Raw genomic sequence first — 20,525 nt, 5'->3', positions numbered from 1 at the left:
GGCGGTGGCGGCGGACCGCGGAGCGGGCCTGCGGACAACGCGGGGCCCATGACCGATGCGGGGCTCAAGGCCAACGCGATCGGTTTCCTGGACGCGCTCGTCATCGGCCTGAACTCCACCTCGCCCGCCTACTCCCTCGCCGCCGTCCTCGGGCCGATCGTGGCGCTCGTCGGGATCTACGCTCCGGGCGTGATGCTGGCCTCCTTCGTGCCCATGCTGCTGATCGCCGCCGCCTTCTACTACCTCAACAAGGTCGACCAGGACTGCGGGACGACCTTCTCCTGGGTCGCCCGGGCCATGGGCCCCTGGGCGGGCTGGCTCGGAGGCTGGGCGATCGCGATGACGGGCGTGCTGGTCATCGGCTCGCTGGCGGACGTCGCCGTCAACTTCGGGCTGCTCGCCTTCGGGCTCGACGACTGGGCGGCCAACGCAGTGATCCGGCAGAGCCTCACCGTCGCGGTGATCCTGGCCATGACCGCGATCTGTGTCATCGGCACCGAGCTCTCGGCCCACCTCCAGGACATCCTCATCCTGGCCCAGGTCTTCTTCCTCCTGACCTTCGCGGTGGTCGCCATCTACCGCATCTACGCCGGCACCAGCACCCTCGAAGAGATCGAGCCCTCGCTCAGCTGGCTCAACCCCTTCGGCGCCGGTGGCGCCGCCCTCACCGGCGGACTGCTGCTCGGCGTGTTCATGTACTGGGGCTGGGAGTCCGCGGTCAATCTGACCGAGGAGGTCGAGAACTCCGCAACGGCGCCCGGCAAGGCCGGTATCTGGTCGACCGTGATCCTTCTGGTGACCTACCTGTCCGTGGGATTCGCGGTCGTCGGGTACGCCGGCACCGCCTTCCTCGCCGAGAACGCGGCCGAGGAGGAGGCCATCTTCGCCGTGCTCGCCCACGAGGTCATGGGCGGCTGGGACTGGGTGGTGCTCCTCGCCGTCTGCACCTCCGCGCTCGCCTCCACGCAGACCACGATCATCCCCGCCTCCCGCACGGCCCTGTCCATGGCCCGTCGGCACGCGCTGCCACCGCCGCTCGCGCACATCCACCAGCGGTTCCGGACACCAGACGTGAGCACGTGGTGGGTGGCGGGCATCGCCATCGGCTGGTACCTCGTCGTCAACCAGATCAGCGAGAACGCGCTCCTGGACTCGCTCACCGCGCTGTCCCTGCTCATCGCCTTCTACTACGCGCTCACCGGCCTGGCCTGCGCCGTCTACTACCGCCGCCACCTGCTGGAGAGCCCGCACAACTTCCTGCTCATCGGGGTGGGCCCGGTGGTCGGCGCCTTCCTGCTGATCTGGCTGCTGGTGGAGTCGATCGGCGACATGTCGGACCCGGAGAACTCGGCCAGCGGCGTCTCCTGGTTCGGGCTCGGCCCGCCGCTGGTCATCGGGATCGGCATCGCCGTCGTCGGCGTGCTCGTCATGTGCTTCTGGCGGGTACGGGACGGCAGGTTCTGGCAGGAGCGGCGAGGCGTGGTCGACCCGGCCCTCGTCCACGCCGGGAAGCACTGAGGAGTCCCGATGTCCGTCGTCCTCGGATACGACGAGTCACCCGGCGCGGCACGCGCCCTGCAGGTGGCGCTGGAGGTGGCCGCCGCCTTCGGCGAGCCGCTCGTCCTCGTCTACGGAGCGGCCGCTCCGGGCAGTACCGGTGAGGAGTCCCGCACCCACCGGGAAGCCGTCCGCCAGGCGGGCCGCAGCGCCCTCGCGCACGCGGTCGAGGCGGCCGACGAAGCGGGTGTGCCGTCGACGGTGGAGCTGGTCGACGAGAAGCCCGCGCAGGCGCTGCTCGACGCGGCCCGTCGCCACGGCGCCCGCGTCGTCATCGTCGGCACCTGGGGCGACAGTCCGATCCGCGGCGCCCTGCTGGGCTCCACCCCGCACAAACTCCTGCACCTGTCTCCGGTACCGGTGTTGTGCGTACCGACGGAGGGCGGAGCGCCCGAATGAGGCGGACACTATAGTCCAACTGTGCCGGGAATGTGGCTATTTCAGGTGTGACTATGCTCAAGACCTAAGTGATTGAGGCGTTTTATTGATCACTCTTGGGCAGAGTGGGGCGGCCGAGAAACACCCCCACGCGACCGCATGACCGGAGAACTGATGGACAGCAACCTCGTCATCCAGCCCCACACTGGTGGCCAGGCATTCGACGAGAGGCAAGTGCCCCTCTACTACAGCCGCAAGACGGCGGACATCCTCCACAAGTACGGGCCGGGACCGCGCGTCCACTTCCACATGGGGCTCTTCGCCCCGGGATCGACACCCAACACCACGGTGTCCCAGCGGGTGCTCAAGCGCCGCATAGTCGAGTCGCAGGAGGCGATAGTCGAGCACGCCGCACGGACGTGGGGCGCGTACGCCACCCCGCCCGCCCGCCTGCTCGACATCGGCTGCGGGGTCGGCGGCGGCTCGCTCTACTGGGCGCAGGAGCACGGCGCGTCCGTCACCGGCCTCACCGTCGCCGCGGAACACGTCCCGGTCATCGAGCAGTTCGCGCGTCAGGCCGGCGTGGGCGACCGGGTCACCCCGCTCCTCGCCGACGTCCACGGCTTCACCACCGGCAGAAGATTCGATGCGGCCTACGCCAACGAGAGCTCCGGCTACATGGACCGCGAGCGGCTCTTCCAGGTCGTCGCCAAGGCGCTGAAACCGGGCGGCTGGTTCGGGATACAGGAGCACTTCATCTGCCGTCCCGAGTGGACCGAGTTCATCGACGGCTACTACAAGACGCGCCTGGGCACCCTCACCGAGTACATTACCGCCGCCGAGGCCGCGGGGTTCGAGCTGGAACAGGACGAGGACGTCACCGACCGCGTCGCAGAGTTCTGGGTGCAGTCCATGGCCTGGAACACCGCCGAACTGGACCGGATCGAGCAGGCGGGCACCGTCGTCACGCCGGCCGCCTGGTGCCGGGAGCGGCTCCAGGAGTCGACGATCACGCACGGCAAGCTGTTCCGGATCTGGCGCGACCACGCGCTGGAGACCCGGCTGCTGCTCTTCCGGCTCGGCGGGGGGAACTGATCATGCCGCCCGCCTATGAGGAGGCCACGCACCCCTCCCGCATCGGATGGGAACTGCCGCCGTTCCACTGCCCGTTCGAGCAGGGCCTCGTCCACCCCGCTGTGGACGAGATCGAGAAGCGGGCCATCGCCTGGATCGACAGGTTCGGGCTCTACCCGGACGCCACCGAGCGCGCGTGGGGGCTGGCCACCCACAGCGCCGACTTCACCAGCCGGATCATCCCCCACGGCGACGTCGAACCGATGGTGCTGTTCGCCCAGTGGAACTACTGGGCCTTCGCCACCGACGACTGGCAGGACTCCAACACCGGCTCGGCGGGCACGGCGGCCGTCGCGGACCACGGCGCCCGGCTGATCCGCACCGTCGAGGCACCCGGCTCCGGCCTGCTGCCGCCGAGCCCGCACACCGCCGCGCTGGAGGACCTCGCGGCCCGGACCCGGGACATGCTCACCCCCATTCAGCTGCGCCGCTTCACCGAGGGCATCCGGGACTGGGTGTTCGGCGCCACCTGGCAGACCGCCAACGCCGAGCGCGAGATCATGCCGAGCCTCAACGACTTCGTGGCGAAGCGGATCTCCAGCAACGGCACCCGGTTCACCCTCACGTGGTGCGACGTGGCGAACGGGATCGACGTGCCGGGCGACGAGCTGTACTCGGCCCCCGTCCAGGCCCTGACCGACGCCGCCGGGTTCATCGTCAGCTGCGACAACGACCTGTTCTCGTACAACAAGGACGACCACATGGTCCCTTGGGAGCAGAACCTGATCAACGTCCTGGCCCGGCTGCACGACTGCACCCCGGCCGAGGCGCTTCCCGCCGCCTACGCCCTGCGGGACCGGACGGTGACCCTGTTCGTCCGGCTCCGCGAGCAGATCGGCCGGGGGGCGAGCGAACAACTCGGCCGCTATCTGCGCTCGTTGGAGCACTGGATCGCGGGCGACCTCGAATACCACAGCAGGGCGCCGCGCTACGCGAGCCCGCGCAACCGCAACGCCCTGCCCGTGGACGGCGCCCGGTTCGACATCGTCCGGAGCGACACGCCCAGCGACGCGAGCGTCGAGCCGCCGCCGGTCCCGGCTCTCGCCTGGTGGTGGCAGCAGCTCGACGCCTGATCCGTCGTCAGCGGCGGCCCAGCAGCCGGGCCCACCACGAGGCCCGCACCGCTGGCCGCTCCTCGGGCAGAGGAGCGGCCGGCGCCGCGGCCACAGGCGCGGGCGCGCGCGTGGCGGCCGTGACCGAGGTGCCGCGCGGTGTGAACCTCACCGGAAGCGCGACCAGATGGCGGGACATGAGGGACGAGGTCCAGCGCAGTCCGTCCTCGGGCACGGCCAGTTCCAGATCGGGCAGCCGCGTCAGCAGGGTGTCGATACCGGTGTCCGCGATCGCCCGGCCGATGTCCTGGCCGGGGCACTCGTGGGGGCCGCTGCTGAAGGCCAGGTGCGAGCGGTTGCCGTGGACGGGCACCGTCTGGTCGGGACGTATCTGGGGATCGACGTTCCCGGGCGCGAGGCCCAGCAGCAGCATGTCCCCGGCGTTGATGTGCACCCCGGCGAGCTCGGTGTCGCCGGTGGCCCAGCGGCCCAGGATCGTCGTGAACGGGGGCTCGTCCCACAGGACCTGTTCGAGCGCGTCGGGCAGGGTCATGTGACCGCCGGAGAGGTTCGCGCGGAAGCGCTGGTCGGTGAGGACCAGGCGCAGCGTGTTCGCCACGAGGTTGGCGGTCGACTCGAACGCCGCGATCATCACCAGCCGCAGGTGCTCCACGATCTCTTCGTCGCTCAGCGCCGTCGGGTGCTCCAGCATCCAGGTGGTGAAGTCCCGGCCGGGCACCACCCGCTTGGCCGCGACGAGTTCCCGCAGGGTGGCCGTGACGTACTCGTTGCTGGCGACGGCCGTCGCGGTGCCCCGGATCATGTCGCGGGCGGCCTCGACGAGCCGCGGTCCGTACGAGTCCGGAGCCCCGACCAACTGGGTCATGACGAGCATCGGCAGCGGTTCGGCGAAGTCGGCGACGAGATCGCCCCGCCCGGACTCGGCGAAACCGTCGATCAGCTGGTCGGCGAAGCGCTTGACGTACCGCCGTACGCCGCGCCGGTCGAAGCGCTCGAGGGAGTCGGTGAGCGCCCCGCGCAGCCGCTCGTGCTCGGCGCCGTCGACGAAGTGGCACACCGGCTGCCACGCGGTCATCGGGGTCAGCGGATGGTTCGCGGGGACGTTGCCCTCCTGCATGTCCCGCCAGCGCCGCGGGTCCCGGGAGAACCGGGACGGCGTACGCGCCACGTCCAGGTTCTCGCGGTGGCCGAGCACCAGCCAGGCCGGCAGGTCGCCCTGTACGAGGACGGGGGCCACCGCGCCGTGCTCGGCACGCAGCTTCTCGTACAGCCCCATCGGATCGGCCTCGGCCTCGGGGCCGTAGAGCCGGTGTGCGGGGCAGCCCGGCGGCGGAGTGGAAGCTGCGGGGAACGGGGTGGTGCTCACGATGCCTCCGGGGTCACGGCGAGGGAGTGCAGATAGCGCATCAGCGTCATCAGGACGTCACGGCTGGATTCGCGCCGCCGGGCGTCGCAGAGCACCAGCGGTACCGAAGCGGGCAGGTCGAGGGCGCTGCGCAGGTCCTCGACAGGGTGCTCGGGCGCGTCGGGGAAGGAGTTCACGGCGACCACGAAGGGCACCCCGCGCTCCTCCAGCCGGCCGATCACGTCGAAGCTGACCTCCAGCCGGCGGGTGTCGACCAGGACCACCGCGCCCAGCGCGCCCTCGAACAGGCCGTTCCAGAGGAACCAGAAACGCTGCTGGCCGGGGGTGCCGAAGAGGTACAGCACCAGTTCCTCGTTGATGCTGATCCGGCCGAAGTCCATGGCCACGGTGGTGGAGCTCTTGCGCTCCACTCCCGCCGTGTCGTCGACGCCGACCCCGGCCTGGGTCATCGTCTCCTCGGTGGTCAGGGGCCGGATCTCGCTCACCGAGCCGACCAGGGTCGTCTTGCCGACCCCGAAGCCGCCCACGATCACCACCTTGACCGCGGCGGCGGCCGTGGCCGGCAGTACGTCCTCGCGCCGCGGCCCGGCGGGCCGCTCAGAGCTTTCGAAGTCCATCGATGACTGCCTCAATCAGTGCCAGGTCGGGGAGTTGGGCGCGGGCGACGGGTGCGCGGGAGAGCACCTGGCCCGCGGTGATCAGATCGTCGACCAGTACGGTGACCACGCTCACCGGCAGGCCGAGATACGCGGAGATCTCGGCCACCGAGAGGGGCGCCTGACACAGCCGGATGATGGCCGCGTGTTCCGGCTGCATGCCGGGCCTGGGCCCCGACCTGGCGACGATGAGCGTGACCAGGTCGAGGCGGGTGGGAACTAACGGTCCGCTGCGACCGCCCGTGATGACGTACAGCCGCTCGGGGCTGCCGTCTTCCCAGCCGTTGCCCGGGTCGCTCACGCGGTCTGCCTGTCGCTGCGCGGCGGGCTGCTGAGGTGCTCTCCGATCCGCGCCACGAGGTCACGCATGCGCTGGCCCATCAGCCCGGCGTCGACGCCCTCGTTCGCCAGCACCGCGAGGTAGGCGCCGGCGCCGGCCGCCATCAGGTAGAAGAACCCGCCGTCCATCTCGATCACGACCAGACGCATGCGGCCGTTGCTGTTCGGGAGTTCGGAGGCGACCGCGCCGGCGAGGCTCTGGAGTCCGGCGCACGCGGCGGCGAGCCGGTCGGCGGTGTCGGTCTCCGCCCCGTACTGGGCCATCCGCAGGCCGTCGGCGGAGAGCACGATGACGTGCCGGGTCTGCGGAACGCTCTCGGCCAGGTCCTTGAGCATCCAGTCCATATTGGTCTGCTGCTGACTCATGGCTGTTCCCCCTTGCTCGCCGAGGCCGGCGAGACGTCTGTGTTCTGGCTTGCGCCGGCCTGGCTGTCCCCGGACAGGCCGCTCTGGAAGGCGGCCAGCCACATGCCGGGCTGCGCTTCGGTCTGGTCCGGGGCGGCCGCGGTGGTCCGCTCGGCTGCCGCGGGCTCGGCCGACGCCGTCGCCCGGCTCTTGCGGCGCCGCTGCGGCAGTCCGTTCGGTGCCCGCTCGGTCACGATGGGCACCTCGTCCATGTCCATGTTCGCGGCGTGCCGCGGGCCCGTGGCCGGGCGCGGCGGCTGCGCGGGCTGAGACGGCTGCGGCGGTGCGGCGGTCGGCTCCAGGGCGGCACGGGGTCCCGAGGACGTACCGATGCCATGGGCGACGCCGGTCGCGGTCGAGACGGTGGTGATCAGTTCCTGCGGGATGACCAGCACGGCGCGTACGCCGCCGTACGCCGAGGAGCGCAGCGAGACCCGGAAGTCGTACGCCTGCGAGAGCCGGCCGACCACCGCGAGGCCCAGCCGGGGCGTCTCGCCCAGGTCGGTGAGGTCGATGCCCTCCTGCGCCTGGCGCAGCATGCGCTCGGCCCGCTTGCGGGCCTCCTCGCTCATGCTCAGGCCGCCGTCCTCGATCTCGATGGCGATGCCCGAGTTCACGTCGACGGCGGTCAGATGGACCTTGGTCTGCGGCGGGGAGTAGCGGGTCGCGTTGTCGAGCAGCTCGGCCAGTGCGTGGATGAGCGGCTCGACCGCGGGGCCGACGACGGCGACCTGGGACACGGAGTGGAGCTCCACCCGCTGGTAGTCGATGATCCGCGACATGGCGCCGCGCAGCACGCTGTACAGCGGGACGGCCTTGCTCCACTGGCGGCCGGGCCGCGCACCGCCGAGCACGGCGATGGAGTCGGCGAGCCGGCCGATGAGCGCGGTGCCGTGGTCCAGCCGCAGCAGATCGCCGAAGACGGCCGGGGTCTGGCCGTGCCGGTCCTCCATCTCCCGGAGTTCCTGTGCCTGTTGGTGCACGATCGCCTGGACGCGGCGGGCGATGTTCACGAAGGCCCGTTGCGCGGAGTCGCGCAGGTCCTCCTCGGCGACCACGGCATCGAGAACCGAGCGCAGCACCGCGTGGTGGGCCGCCCTGAACTCGGGGGTCAGCCCGGGTTGGTAGATACCGGGGTCCTCCAGGGACGTGAGCACGTCCTCGGGGAACTCACCCTTGCGCAGGCGCGCCACGACATCGGGCAGCAGCGTCTCGGCCAGCCGTACGGTCTCGGCCTGCTGCCGCCACAGGGCCTCGTCCTGCGCGGCCACCTTGGCTCGGAGCGCCGTGACGGCCTTGCCGCGCCGGGCGGCCTCACCACAGGAGAGCGCGACGGCGACGAAGGCCGCGGCGCCGATCCAGGCCACGGGGGTGCGGGCAGGTGCTGACACCAGTGCCACGGCGACCGCCGACAGTGCGGCGGTCAGCAGGGCGGGCAGTGCCCATACGACGGGTGAGGTGGGCCCTGGACTGCCGGGCGACGATCCCTCTCGAACCATCAGAACCCTCAAACGATCGAAAGCGAAAGATCATTGGACAACAGCCCGGGATCTTATCTGCTCTGCGCGTGGCCCCTTGACAACAGGTCATGATGCGGACGGGCAACCGTTGTTGGGGGTGGGGAGACCTGACCTGAAACGGACGGCGCTCCCGACCGGCCGCCCCGGTGGTGCGCGACCGGCGTCCGTGCAGCCAGGACCCGGTGTACCCCCGTCCGGCACCTGTGCGCGAGGCCGCGCGAACCGACGCGGCGCCCAGCCCGATTCGGCTGGTTTCCGACGTCGGCCGACGGGCCCCGACCGGGCTGGGGGGCACGGCACCGCCCGGCCGTTTGTCCCGATCCGGACGTCCGGGAAGCGGAACGCCGTCGCGGGCGCCGTGCCGTGCCGGGCCGTTGGCTCCCTCCTGGCCGAAGATCGCCGGACCGCGCTGTGCCAATGGCCCAGTGGTGCGAGACCCGGTTGAGCCACTGGGCCCGCAGATGCTTATCTGTGTCGTATCCATGTACTTTCGGCGCCGCGCAGCGCCGGACGGCAACGACGCCGCTCCGGACCGTGGCGCCTTCGCCGTGCCCGTACGCCGCCCACCACCCCCGGGCGGCCGCCGGGCCGGCGCGCACCATCGCAAGGGGGCGGCTCACAGCCGTGAAGAGGATGTTCGTGGCTCCGGATCCGGGGCGTATGAGGCTCAGGAACTCGGCTCGCGCAGTGATCGGCGTCGGCGCGGCCGTGGCCCTCGCCGAGCTGTGCGGTCTCTCCCTGACCGCCTCCATCACCGGGGGGCTGGCGGCCCTGCTCGCCCTCTTCACCGTGCTCGACGCCGATGTCCGCGCCCAGCGCGCCACCACCGCCCTGCTGCCCGTCGCGGGATTCCCCGTCCTCGCGCTGGCCACCACCCTCCACGGGGTGCCCCTCGCCCGTGACGCCGCCTTCCTCGCCGTCGTGTTCGCCGGTGTCTACGCCCGCCGCTTCGGCCCGCGCGGACACGCCCTCGGGATCTTCGGCTTCATGATGTTCTTCGTCACCCAGTTCCTGCACGCCCGGCCCGGGCAGCTGCCCGAGCTGTACGCGGCCGTCGGGCTGGCGCTCCTCGCCGCCGGAGCCGTGCGCTTCGCGCTGTGGCCCATCGAGCGGCGCACCCCGCCCGCCGCGGCGCCGCCCGGGCTGCCGGGCTCCGGGCTCGCACGGCCCACCACCCGCCAGGCCTTCCAGGCCACCGCAGCCTGCGCCTTCGCCCTCGGTATCGGCCAGGCGCTCTCCGAGGACCGCTGGTACTGGGCCGTCGGCACCGCCTGGTGGATCTTCGTCAACACCGCCTCACGGGGCGAGACCCTCGTCCGCGGCTTCCGCCGGGTCGTCGGCACCGTCACCGGCATCGCCGCCGGGCTGCTGATCGCCGTACCGCTGCACGGCGCGCCCGCGCCGACCGCCGCGCTCGTCGCCGTGTGCGTCTTCGGGATCTTCTACACAGCGGCCCCGTCGTACTCCTGGATGATGTTCTTCGTCACCGTCATGGCCGGGCTGCTCTACGGGCTCCTCGGCGTCCTGCACCCCGGGCTGCTGCTCCTGCGCTTCCAGGAGACCGCGATCGGCGCGCTCGGCGCCGCCCTCGCCGTCGTGATCATCCTCCCGGTGACCACCCACGCCGCGAACGACGCCTGGATCCAGCGCGCCCTGCACTGCGTACGCGCCTCCACCGCGGCTTCCCTGGACCGCCTCGCCGGGAACCCCGCGGCCGACCCGGCCCCCCACGCCGCCGAGCTGGAGCTCCTCCTGGGCCGCGTACGGATGGCGCTCGCGCCCCTCGTCCACCCGCTGAGCCCGCTGCGCGCCCGCAAGGCCCGCGCCCGGCAGGTCCTGGCGCTGCTCGACGACTGCGCCCGGGAGGTGCGCGGCCTGGTCGCCGTCGCCGCCGACCCGCAGGCCTCGCACGACGCCCGGCTGGCCGCGGCCTGCTGGCGCGTCGAGGCGGCCGCCCTGGCGCTGACCGCGCCGCAGGGCGCCCCCGAGCCCGCGCCGGTGACGCCGGCCCGGCCCGCCCCCGCGGAGCCGGCCCTCGCCCACCTGCACGGCCTCGAACACGCCCTCGTCGCGCTCGCCACCCCGCTGCGCACCGACCCGCGGGCGCCGCTGGTCATCAGCGCCTGATCAGCCCCTCCGGGCCCAGCCCGGTCGGCAGCCGGCCCTCGGTGTGCACCACGCCGAGGGCCTGGGTGGCCCGGGTCAGCGCCACGTACAGGTCGCTCGGCCCGAGGTCGGCAGGCTCCACCACGATCACCGTGTCGAACTCCAGCCCCTTGGCCTGGCGCGGATCGAGGAGCACCACGTCCTCGGTCAGGTCCGGCTCCGCCCCCGACCGTACGCCCGGCAGCCCGGCGGCGAGCGAGGCGTGCAGCGCCCGCGGCGCGATCACCGCGAGCCGCCCCTCGTCCGGCAGCTCCCGCCGGACCGCGTCCCCGACCGCCTCCGCCAGGTTCCCGGCCGCCCGCGCCCACGGCCGGACCCCGGTGGTCCGCACCGAGCTCGGCGGCTCGAAGCCGGGATCGCGGGCCCGCAGTACGGACGCCGCCACGTCCATGATCTCGGCGGGCGTGCGGTAGTTGACCCCCAGTCGGACCAGCTCCCAGCGCTCGCCCACGTACGGGCCCAGGATGTGCTCCCACGAGCCGCAGCCCGCCTCGTCGGCGGTCTGGGCCGGATCGCCGACCAGCGTCATGGAGCGGGTCGGGCAGCGCCGCATCAGCAGCCGCCACGCCATCTCCGACAGCTCCTGCGCCTCGTCCACGATGACGTGCCCGAAGGCCCAGGTGCGGTCCGCCGCGGCCCGCTCGGCCGTGCTGCGGTGGTCGGCCTCCTCGTGGCGCTCGGCCATCCGCTCGGCGTCGATGATGTCGTGCGCCGCGAGGAACTCGCTCTCCTCGTCCTCGAACTCGTACGTCTCGGAACCCTGCGACAGGTCCAGCACGCCCTGCGCGTACGCGATGCGCCGCTGCCGCTCGCGCTCCTCGGCGGCGCGCCGGGCGCTGTCGTCCTCCCCGAGCAGTTCGGCCGCCTCGTCCAGCAGCGGCACGTCGGCCGGGGTCCACCGTGGCCGGGCCGACGGCTCGCGCCGGATCAGCTCCGCCTCGTGCGCGGGCAGGTGCGTGGGCTCCGCCAGGAAGTCGCCGACGAGCTGCTCGGGGGTGAGGGAGGGCCACAGCGAGTCGATCGCGGCGTGCACGGCCGGGCTCATCGCGATCTCCTTGCCCAGCTGCGCCACGTCGTCCGAGCCCAGCAGGTTCGGGCCGCCGTACGGGTCCGCCCCGAGCCGGTCGGCGAGCTGCGCCGTGAGCGCGTCGATGATCGGGAAGGCGAAGGAGGGACGCGCCTGGTTGTGCGGCAGCCCGGTGGCCCGGGCCCGGTCCCGCGCCTCGTAGGCCATCGTGCGGTCCAGCAGCAGGGTCCCGTAGTCGTCGTGGTCGATCTCCAGCGCGGGCTCGGGGACCGTGTCGTACTCCTCGCCGGTGTCCGCCGGTACCGTCTGCGGCAGGCGCTGCCGGTCGGCGACGACCCTGGCCAGGACCTCCGCCATCGCGGCCCGGCCCTTCACCGCGGCCGCCCCGGGGCGGTCGGTGCCCGTCGCGTGGACGCCGGGGAAGAGCTCGCCGGGGGTCGCGAGCAGGACGCCCGTCTCGCCGAGCGCGGGCAGCACCCCGCCGATGTAGCCCAGGAAGGCCGGGCCGGGTCCGACGATCAGCACCCCGCGCTTGGCGAGGAGCTCCCGGTGCGCGTACAGCAGGTACGCGGCGCGGTGCAGCGCCACCGCCGTCTTGCCGGTGCCCGGACCGCCCTCGACGACCAGCACCCCGCGGTGCGTGGAGCGGATGACCCGGTCCTGTTCGGCCTGGATGGTGCGCACGATGTCGTGCATCCGGCCGGTCCGGGCCGCGTCGAGCGCGGCGAGCAGCACGGCGTCCGCGTCGGCGCCCTCGTACCCGGTGCGCTCCGCGTCGGTCAGGTCGAGGATCTCGTCGTGCAGGGCGGTGACCACCCGTCCCCGGCTGCTGATGTGGCGGCGGCGCCGCAGCCCCATGGGGGTGTGGCCGGTGGCGAGGTAGAACGGGCGGGCCACGTCCGCGCGCCAGTCCAGGACCAGCGGTGTGCGGTCGGCGTCGTCCGCGCGGATTCCGATGCGGCCGATGTGGTGGTCGCGGCCGTCGGAGAACTCCAGACGGCCGAAACACAGACCGTTCTCGCCGGCATTCAGCGCGGATAGCAGGCCGGACTGCTCCGCGACCAGGACATCACGCTCCAGGCGTGTCTGAAGCCCGGTCCCGACATCGCGCAATGCCCGCTCGACGGCACGTTCGGCCTGGTCACGCAGGTGGTCGAGGCGCGCGTAGAGACCGTCGACGAATTGCTGTTCTTTCCGGAATTCCTCGGTTGACAATTGCACTCCTGGCGCGGTACGGTGTCCTCGTAAGCTTCTTCGTGTCTTCGGTTTCCGCGAAGTCATGAACCATTGAATATACGCTCTATTCTCCCTCGGCAGTCAATTCGGCCGGGGGATTTTTTGCGTACCGTGGATTCCATGACCACCGCACACGGCTCCGCCGACGGCATCGTCTACCGCCTCGCCCGCCCCGATGACGCGGGAGCCATCGAGGCCCTGGACGGCTCCTTCACCACCGACACCGTCTTCGAGGTGGCCGCCTCCGGCGCCGGTTTCGGATTCCTGCTCCGCGAGATCCCCGCCGACCCGCCGCTCTACAAGGAGTTCCCGCCCGAGGAGCACGACGAGCAGGGGCTCGGCGGCGGGTCGGACACCACCGGGGACGCCCGGACCTACGTCGCCCTCGACGGCGGCCGGGTGTGCGGCTTCGCCGCCGTCGGCTACGCCGCGTGGAACCGGCGGCTGACGATCGAGGACATCGAGGTCGCGCCCGGCCACCGCGGCCGCGGCATCGGCCGTGCCCTGATGGAGTGCGCGGACGGATTCGCGCGCGAACGCGGCGCCGAACACCTCTGGTTGGAGGTCAGCTCGGTCAACGCCCCGGCCGTGCACGCCTATCGGCGCATGGGATTCACCCTCTGCGGCCTCGACACGACCCTCTACGGCGGTACGCCCGCCGCGGGCGAGCAGGCGCTGTTCATGAGCCGGCCCTGCCGCTGACCCGCCGTGCGGTGGTCAACTCCCGGATTGCGGCGGATCGTACGCCGTCCTGCTCCCCGCCCGCAGTCCGATCCCCGAAGACCACTCGGACGGGTGTTCCATACGTGCCTGGCGCCCGCCCCTGACCTGCGGCATGTACAACGGCTGATGGTCTATTGCACATTCATCCGGCATGTACAGGGTGGATCTGGTCGGACAGGGGGTAACGGCCCGGGATGGAAATACTTCAACAGCGTTCCACCACCGCCCAGGTGTGGGAAGCGGCCGAGGAGTTCATCCGACTCTTCCACCAGGAGGACCGCAGCGCCGGTGATCCGCGTGCCCGGCTCGCCGCCGTGCGGGCGGAGCTCGCGGAGACCGGCACCTACCGGCACACCCCCGAAGAGCTGGTCCACGGGGCCCGGGTGGCCTGGCGCAACAGCAACCGCTGCATAGGCAGGCTCTACTGGAACTCCCTGCGGGTCCGTGACCGCCGGGAGCTCACCGAAGGCGACGAGATCGCCGCCGAATGCTTCGGGCACCTGCGCGAGGCGACCAACGGCGGCCGGATCCGGCCCACGATCACGGTCTTCGCCCCGGACGCCCCGGACCGGCCGGGGCCGCTGATCTGGAGCGAGCAGCTCGTCCGGTACGCCGGGTACGGGGACCACCACTCCGTCACCGTCGGCGACGCGCGCAACGCCCCGCTGACCGAGGCCCTGCTCCGGCTCGGCTGGACCGGCGGCGCGGGCACCCCCTTCGACCTCCTGCCGCTGGTGGTCCAGGGCGTCGACGACAAGCCCCGCTGGTTCGAAACCCCCTCGGACGCCGTCCTGGAGGTCCCGATCGGCCACCCCGAGGACGAGGGCTGGGGCGCGGACTGGGGACTGCGCTGGCACGCCGTACCGGCCATCTCCAACATGTGCCTGGAGATCGGCGGCATCCACTACCCGGCCGCCCCGTTCAACGGCTGGTACATGGGCACCGAGATAGGCGCCCGCAACCTCGCCGACACCGACCGGTACAACCTCCTGCCCGCCGTCGCCCGCCGCCTCGGCCTGGACACCTCCAGCGACCGCTCGCTGTGGAAGGACCGCGCGCTCGTCGAGCTCAACCGGGCGGTCCTGCACTCCTTCGACCGCGCCGGGGTCACCATCGCCGACCATCACTCCGAGTCCCGGCGCTTCCTGTCCCACATGGCACGGGAGGAACGCAAGGGCCGTGACGTGGGCGCGGACTGGTCCTGGATAGTGCCGCCGATCTCCGGCGCCGCGACCCCGGTCTTCCACCGCACCTACGAGGACCGCCGCAGCAGTACCGCGTACGTCCACCACCCCGGCGCCCAGGAACGGGCCCAGGGGCGGGATTTGGTCTAGACCCTTCTGCTACCGTCGCCTCCGGACGGATCCGAAAGCGGAGAGGGGCCTCCCGTGGGCGGCGCGGACAGCACGGACCAGAACGGCGGACACCGGGCCTACATCGGCTCGTTCACCTCCGGAGGCGGCCTCGGCGTCACCACCGCGGTTGTGGATCCGGCCACGGGAGCCCTGACGCCGATCGCGGTCACGGGCGCCGCCGTGGCGGACCCCTCGTACCTCACGCTCGCCGGGGACACCGGCGTGCTCTACGCGGTGAGCGAGACCGGACAGGGAGCGGTGGCCGCCTTCACGCCCACCGCCGCCGGCCTGGCACCCCTCGGCGCGCCCGTCGGCGTCGGCGGCTCCGGGCCCACCCACCTCAGCCTGGCCGGGCGCCGGCTGCTCACAGCCAACTACACCTCCGGCAGCGTCAGCAGCCTCCCGCTCGCCGCGGACGGCCGCCCGGAAGGACCCGCCGCCGTCCTCGCGCACCACGGCTGCGGCATCGACGCCGACCGCCAGGAGCGGCCGCACGCCCACCAGGTGCTGCCCGACCCGAGCGGCCGCTGGGTGCTCAGCGTCGACCTCGGCACCGACTCCGTACGGGTCTGCGCGCTCGACCCGGCCACGGGGGAGCCGCGGCTGCACACCGAGACCGCGCTGCGGGCCGGGACCGGACCCCGACACCTCGCCTTCCACCCGGACGGCGCGGTGGTCTACGTACTGCACGAGCTGGAGCCGCAGCTGACCGTCTGCCGGTGGAACGCGGCCTCCGGGCGACTGGAACCGATCGGAGAGGTTCCGGTCGCCTCCGAGGGCCCCTCGGGGGCCGTACGGCCCTATCCCTCGGCGGTCGTCGCCTCGGCCGACGGGCGATTCGTCTGGGCCGCGATCCGCGGCACCGACACCATCGCCACCCTCTCCCTCGCCGCAGGCGCCGAGGAGCCGCGGCTCACCGGCGTCGTGGGCTGCGGCGGCAGCTGGCCGCGCGATCTCGCCGCCGATCCCTCGGGGCGCCGCCTGTACGCGGCCAACGAGCACTCGGGGGACGTCACCTGGTTCGACGTCGACCCCGTGACCGGGCGGCCGCGCGAGGCCGGCTCGGTGGCCGTGCCCGCCGCCGCCTGCGTGGTCTTCGGCCGGTCGCTCTGAGTCCGGCGACGCCGAAAGGGCCCCCGCCGAACGGCGGGGGCCCTTCGGCGTGGCGGGCGGTCAGCGCGTGGCCGCGCCCTGGGTGATCCCGAGAGCCGCGGCGTACTGCGCGACGGCGAGCTTGCCGAGCGCCGGGTAGGCGCCGAGCACCTCGGCGGCGCTGCAGTCGGCGTCCTTGCAGGCGCTGTCCAGCAGCCCTTCGGCGGCCTCCGGGCCGATCAGGTACGGGGCGAGCGCGACCTGCGTGGAGCCCTCCCGGCGCAGCTGGTCGGCGACTGCGGCCACCGAGCCCTCCTCGTCGAGCGCGGCGGCCATGACCGGCACGGCGAGCCGGGCGGCGAGCAGCATCCCGGTGATCCCGGCGGCCTGCACGGCCTCCTCGCCACCGGTGGTGGCCAGGACGATGCCGTCGGCGGCGGTGGTCACGGTGAAGAGCCGGGCGCGGTCGGCGCGGGCCAGGCCGGCCTCGGACAGCCGCACGTGCAGGCCCTCGGCGAGCAGCGGGTGCGGGCCGAGCACGTCGGCCAGCTCGGCGGCGGCGGAGGAGTCCATCAGCGCCTGGCGGATCCGGCGGAGCAGGTCACCGTCGGGACCGGGCAGCAGCGGGACCACCACGGCGTCCGGGCCGGTCGGCGCGGGCACCTCGTGGCCGGCGGCGCGGGCGAACTCCGCGCGCGCGACGCGCTCGGTCGCGACGGCGGTCAGCACGCCGGACAGGGACGGGAAATCGGTGGCGTCGTCACCGTCGAGGAAGCCGATCCGGGCGTCCAGGCCCGGCAGCTCGGAACGGCCGATGCTGATGATCTCTTCCGCCAGCCCCCGCGCGGCGGCCGAGGGGGTACCGGGCACGGCGAGCACCAGCGCGGGCGCGCCCTCGGGCGCCGCCGCGGGCTCGGGCCGGCGGTGCCGTCCGGTCTGGCGGGGTCGCGGCATTCGTACGGGCAGGCCATTTGCGGGCCCAGTGGGGGAGCTCATGGCGCCGCATGCTACTGGCTTATCGGAACCGGGTGTTCGGGCAGGGCCTTCTCCTGAGGCATCTGTCCGTATTTATCCGGTGAATAACAGATACCATCAACTGACGGACGGCAAGCGCCAGTCCACGGGCTGTGAACCTTGGCCCGCCAGTAGCTCGTTCGTCCTGCTGAACGGCCTGGATCCGACGAATCCGTAATCGGCGGACTTGGGGGAGGGGTGCGAGGACTCCACCACCGGCAGCTCGCCGAGCAGCGGCCGCAGATTGCGGGCCGCCCGGCCCCAGAGGATGGACACCAGCGGCTTGCCGCGCGCGGCGAGGGCCCGGATGGCCTGGTCGGTCACGGCCTCCCAGCCCTTGCCCTGGTGGGCGTTGGACCTGCGGGGCGCGGTGGTGAGCGAGCGGTTGAGCAGCAGCACGCCCTGCCGGGTCCACGGGGTGAGGTCGCCGTTCGCGGGCCGGCCGGTACCGAGGTCCCGGTGCAGTTCCAGGAAGATGTTGTCGAGGCTCGGCGGCACCGGCCGCACCTCGGGCGCGACCGAGAAGGACAGGCCCACCGCGTGCCCCGGCGTGGGGTACGGGTCCTGGCCCACGATCAGCACCTTGACCTCGTCGAAGGGCTGCTGGAAGGCGCGCAGGACGTTCGCCCCGGCCGGGACGTAGGTCCTGCCCGCCGCGATCTCGGCGCGCAGGAAGTCGCCCATCGCGGCGATCTGGCCCGCCACAGGCTCCAGAGCCCGGGCCCAGCCCGGCTCGACGATCTCGTTCAACGGTCGTGCTGCCACGGTGGATCACTCTACTGGCCGATCGTCGCCGCCCGCACACACAGCACGTCGGGCAGGTGCTCCGCCAGCAGCCGCCAGCTCTCGCCGTCGTCGTGGCTGGCGTAGAGCTCGCCGTTGCGGTTGCCGAAGTAGATGCCCGCCGGGTCCGCGTCGTCCGTGCACAAGGCGTCGCGGAGCACCGTGCCGTAGTGGTCGCCCGCGGGCAGGCCGTGCGACAGGGGCTCCCAGGTGGCGCCCGCGTCCCGCGTGCGGAAGACCCGGCACCGGTGCTCGGCCGGGACCCGGTCGGAGTCGGCGTTGAGCGGGAAGACGTAGGCCGTGTCCGGCCGGTGCGGGTGGGCGGTCACCGCGAAGCCGAAGTCGGAGGGCAGCCCGCCGCCGATGTCGGTCCACCGGGACCCGGCGTCGTCGCTGCGGTAGACGCCCCAGTGGTTCTGCAGGTACAGCCGGTCGGTGTTCCCGGCGTCCTGGGCGATCTTGTGCACGCACTGGCCGAACTCGGGGTGCGGATCGGGCAGGAAGACCGCCGACACCCCGTCGTTGGACGGCTCCCAGCTGGACCCGCCGTCCTTCGTCCGGAACACCCCGGCGGTGGAGACGGCCACCGTCACGGCGTCCGCGTCGCGCGGATCGGTGATCACCGTGTGCAGCCCTTCACCGCCGCCGCCCGGCTGCCAGCTGCCCCGGCTGGGGTGCTCCCACAGCGGGCGGACCAGCTCGAAGGACGCGCCGCGGTCGGTCGAGCGGAACAGCGCGGCCGGCTCCGTCCCCGCGTAGACCACGTCCGGGGCCTCGGGCCCGGCCGGCTGGAGCTGCCAGACGCGCTCCAGCGAGGCGCCGGTGTCCTTGGGGAACTTCACGGCGGCCTCGGCGGGCTCGTTCCAGGTCCCCCCGAGGTCGTCGGAGCTGAAGACGGACGGCCCCCAGTGCGAGCTGTCCCCGGCGACCAGCAGCCGGGGCGCCGGGCCCCGCCGGTCGACGGCGACCGCGTAGACCGCCTGGGCGTTGAAATGGGGCCCGCCGAACTCCCAGGCCCCCTCGCCCCGGCGGCGGCCGATGAAGAGCCCCTTGCGGGTACCCACGAGCAGCAGTACGTCGGCCATGGCCGGCACCTCCGGACTTCGTCGTCCATGTCTTCGGTGTCTTCGGTGTCTTCTGGGTGTGTCTTGCGAGCTGTCCGTCTCTTTCCGGTCAGTCTGCACCCGCCCACCGACAGCGGCCCGGCGGGCGGCGCGGGGGCCTGGGCGGCGGATTAATACCGATCATTTACCCGCAGGAAACGATCGCTGCTTGCATGGAGATGTTCCCAATAGATTGACTTCAGGCCACTGCTGCCGCACGCGAGAGGACGTACGTGGCCACGGAGCACTTGTCCCCGCTCGACCTCGCCTTCTGGCGGATCGAATCCGCCGCCCACCCCATGCACCTCGGCGCCCTGGCGGTCTTCAGGGCCGCCGGGCCCGGCGCCGCCGGGCACGCCGCGGAACTGCTCACCGCCCGCTGCGCCGGCGTGCCCGGCCTGCGCCGCCGGATCCGGGACGTCCTGCTGCCGGTCGGCGCGGCCGCCTGGTCGCCGGACCCGGGCTTCGATCCGGCGCGGCACGTGTTCCTCGTCTCCACGCGGGTCCCGCCGCACGAGGCCGCGGGACCGCTGATGGCCCGGCCGCTGGACCGGAGCCTGCCGCCCTGGGAGGCGCACGTGCTCGCCGGGCCCGACCCGGACTCCTTCGCGGTGCTGTTCAAGTTCCACCACGCCCTCGCCGACGGGCTCGGCGCGCTCGCCCTGGCCGCGGCGCTGTTCGACGAGGGTGCGTCCCTGCGTCCGCCGCCGGGCCCGGCGCCGCGCCCCGCTCCTCGTCCGTCCGCCCGTCCCGCCCCCGGGCGACGGGCCGCCCCGGCCCTGCGACGGCTCTCCGGAATCCTCGCGGCCCGGGCCCAGGACGTCGGCCAGGCTCTGGAGATCGGCGCCGCGGTGGCCCGCGCCGGGCTGCCGGTCGGGGTCCCCGCGGTCCTCACCGCGGGCGCCGCCGGCGCGGGATCCCGTACGGTCGCGGGCCTCGCCCTCGACCTGGACGAGGTCAACTTGATCCGCAAGGCCGCCGGAGGCACCGTCAACGACGTGCTCATCTCCATGGTCGCCGGCGCGCTGCGGCGCTGGATGGAGGGCCGCGGCGACCCCGCGCCCATCGGACCGGGCCCCCGCGCCCTGATCCCCGTGTCCCGCCGGGGCCGGCCCGGGACCGGCGGCGGCAACCGGCTCTCCGGCTACCTGCTGCGGCTCCCGCTCGCCGAGCGCGACCCGCTGCTGCGCCTGGACCGCGTCCGGGCCGCCATGGACCGCAACAAGGACGCCGGACCCGCCCGCGGCGCCGGGGCCGTCGCCCTGCTCGCCGACCACGTCCACCCGCTCGGCCACCGCCTCGGCGGACCGCTCGTCGCCCAGGCCGCCCGGCTGCTCTTCGACATCCTGGTCACCAGCGTCCCGCTGCCCGGCCTGAACTTCTCGCTGGGCGGGAGCCGGGTCGCCGAGGTCTACCCGCTCGCCCCGCTGGCCCGCGGGCAGTCCCTGGCCGTCGCGGTCTCCACGTACAAGGGAACGGTCCATTACGGCCTCGTGGCGGACGCGGCGGCCGTCCCGGATCTGCCCGCGCTGGCCGAGGCGCTGCGTGCGGAGCTCGACGCGCTTGTACGAGAGGTCTCGTAGTACGAAAGATTTCGT

General features: G+C 72.9%; 18 protein-coding genes. 9 read left to right on the top strand and 9 right to left on the bottom strand.

Annotated features, from left to right (window positions below):
* Positions 1-48: 48 nt before the first annotated feature.
* From OG429_RS06770 to OG429_RS06755, 4 genes are all read left to right on the top strand, one after another.
* Positions 49-1,518 (top strand): APC family permease, encoded by a 1,470-nt coding sequence (locus tag OG429_RS06770; protein ID WP_328930182.1) that lies wholly within the window; start codon positions 49-51, stop codon positions 1,516-1,518.
* A gap of 9 nt (positions 1,519-1,527) precedes the next feature.
* A complete protein-coding gene (locus OG429_RS06765; RefSeq protein ID WP_328924381.1) occupies positions 1,528-1,956 on the top strand; it encodes a universal stress protein in 429 nt (142 codons plus the stop codon).
* Positions 1,957-2,109: 153 nt separating this feature from the next.
* Positions 2,110-3,030, top strand: a complete 921-nt coding sequence (locus OG429_RS06760) for a methyltransferase domain-containing protein (RefSeq protein WP_328924380.1) — start codon at positions 2,110-2,112, stop codon at positions 3,028-3,030.
* Between the two features lie 2 nt (positions 3,031-3,032).
* Positions 3,033-4,142 (top strand): terpene synthase family protein, encoded by a 1,110-nt coding sequence (locus OG429_RS06755; RefSeq protein ID WP_328924379.1) that lies wholly within the window; start codon positions 3,033-3,035, stop codon positions 4,140-4,142.
* Positions 4,143-4,149: 7 nt separating this feature from the next.
* Here the strand turns inward: OG429_RS06755 and OG429_RS06750 are convergent, their stop codons facing one another.
* The 5 genes from OG429_RS06750 to OG429_RS06730 are packed head-to-tail and all read right to left on the bottom strand — an operon-like array spanning position 4,150 to position 8,407.
* On the bottom strand, positions 4,150-5,511 hold the full coding sequence (locus OG429_RS06750; protein ID WP_405681464.1) for a cytochrome P450: 1,362 nt from the start codon (positions 5,509-5,511) through the stop codon (positions 4,150-4,152).
* Positions 5,505-6,125, bottom strand: coding sequence for a GTP-binding protein (locus OG429_RS06745; protein WP_328924377.1), 621 nt, complete (start codon positions 6,123-6,125; stop codon positions 5,505-5,507). Before OG429_RS06745 ends, OG429_RS06750 begins: the two co-directional genes overlap by 7 nt.
* Positions 6,106-6,465, bottom strand: coding sequence for a DUF742 domain-containing protein (locus tag OG429_RS06740; RefSeq protein ID WP_328924376.1), 360 nt, complete (start codon positions 6,463-6,465; stop codon positions 6,106-6,108). Before OG429_RS06740 ends, OG429_RS06745 begins: the two co-directional genes overlap by 20 nt.
* Positions 6,462-6,869, bottom strand: coding sequence for a roadblock/LC7 domain-containing protein (locus tag OG429_RS06735; RefSeq protein ID WP_328924375.1), 408 nt, complete (start codon positions 6,867-6,869; stop codon positions 6,462-6,464). The genes OG429_RS06740 and OG429_RS06735 overlap by 4 nt, the downstream gene beginning before the upstream one ends.
* Positions 6,866-8,407 (bottom strand): sensor histidine kinase, encoded by a 1,542-nt coding sequence (locus tag OG429_RS06730; RefSeq protein WP_328924374.1) that lies wholly within the window; start codon positions 8,405-8,407, stop codon positions 6,866-6,868. The genes OG429_RS06735 and OG429_RS06730 overlap by 4 nt, the downstream gene beginning before the upstream one ends.
* 654 nt (positions 8,408-9,061) lie before the next feature.
* Here OG429_RS06730 and OG429_RS06725 point away from each other — a divergent pair.
* The gene (locus OG429_RS06725; protein WP_328930181.1) at positions 9,062-10,555 is read left to right on the top strand and encodes an FUSC family protein; all 1,494 of its coding nucleotides are present in this window, start codon (positions 9,062-9,064) and stop codon (positions 10,553-10,555) included.
* On the opposite strand, the gene OG429_RS06720 is transcribed toward OG429_RS06725, so the two are convergent.
* Positions 10,545-12,836: a HelD family protein gene (locus OG429_RS06720; RefSeq protein ID WP_328924373.1), complete on the bottom strand. Its 2,292-nt coding sequence runs from the start codon at positions 12,834-12,836 to the stop codon at positions 10,545-10,547. The genes OG429_RS06725 and OG429_RS06720 overlap by 11 nt on opposite strands.
* Positions 12,837-12,977: 141 nt before the next feature.
* Here OG429_RS06720 and OG429_RS06715 point away from each other — a divergent pair, with 141 nt between their 5' ends.
* The 3 genes from OG429_RS06715 to OG429_RS06705 all read left to right on the top strand — a co-directional run bounded on the left by OG429_RS06715 (position 12,978) and on the right by OG429_RS06705 (position 16,048).
* Positions 12,978-13,559 (top strand): GNAT family N-acetyltransferase, encoded by a 582-nt coding sequence (locus OG429_RS06715; RefSeq protein WP_328924372.1) that lies wholly within the window; start codon positions 12,978-12,980, stop codon positions 13,557-13,559.
* Positions 13,560-13,774: 215 nt separating this feature from the next.
* Positions 13,775-14,914, top strand: a complete 1,140-nt coding sequence (locus OG429_RS06710) for a nitric oxide synthase oxygenase (protein WP_328924371.1) — start codon at positions 13,775-13,777, stop codon at positions 14,912-14,914.
* A gap of 54 nt (positions 14,915-14,968) precedes the next feature.
* Positions 14,969-16,048: a lactonase family protein gene (locus OG429_RS06705; RefSeq protein WP_328924370.1), complete on the top strand. Its 1,080-nt coding sequence runs from the start codon at positions 14,969-14,971 to the stop codon at positions 16,046-16,048.
* 60 nt (positions 16,049-16,108) lie between these two features.
* Here the strand turns inward: OG429_RS06705 and OG429_RS06700 are convergent, their stop codons facing one another.
* From OG429_RS06700 to OG429_RS06690, 3 genes are all read right to left on the bottom strand, one after another.
* Positions 16,109-17,023, bottom strand: a complete 915-nt coding sequence (locus tag OG429_RS06700; RefSeq protein WP_328924369.1) for a sirohydrochlorin chelatase — start codon at positions 17,021-17,023, stop codon at positions 16,109-16,111.
* A gap of 96 nt (positions 17,024-17,119) precedes the next feature.
* Positions 17,120-17,806 carry a uracil-DNA glycosylase gene (locus OG429_RS06695; RefSeq protein WP_328924368.1) on the bottom strand — a complete coding sequence of 229 codons (687 nt, stop codon included), beginning with the start codon at positions 17,804-17,806 and terminating at the stop codon, positions 17,120-17,122.
* Positions 17,807-17,817: 11 nt separating this feature from the next.
* On the bottom strand, positions 17,818-18,909 hold the full coding sequence (locus OG429_RS06690) for a WD40/YVTN/BNR-like repeat-containing protein (RefSeq protein ID WP_328924367.1): 1,092 nt from the start codon (positions 18,907-18,909) through the stop codon (positions 17,818-17,820).
* A 251-nt stretch (positions 18,910-19,160) separates the two neighbouring features.
* On the opposite strand from OG429_RS06690, the gene OG429_RS06685 reads away from it, so the two are divergent.
* A complete protein-coding gene (locus OG429_RS06685; protein WP_328924366.1) occupies positions 19,161-20,510 on the top strand; it encodes a wax ester/triacylglycerol synthase family O-acyltransferase in 1,350 nt (449 codons plus the stop codon).
* Positions 20,511-20,525: the final 15 nt, after the last annotated feature.

It is taken from the genome of Streptomyces sp. NBC_00190, assembly GCF_036203305.1.
Lineage (GTDB): Bacteria > Actinomycetota > Actinomycetes > Streptomycetales > Streptomycetaceae > Streptomyces.
This window is presented reverse-complemented; position numbering and strand designations above follow the sequence as displayed.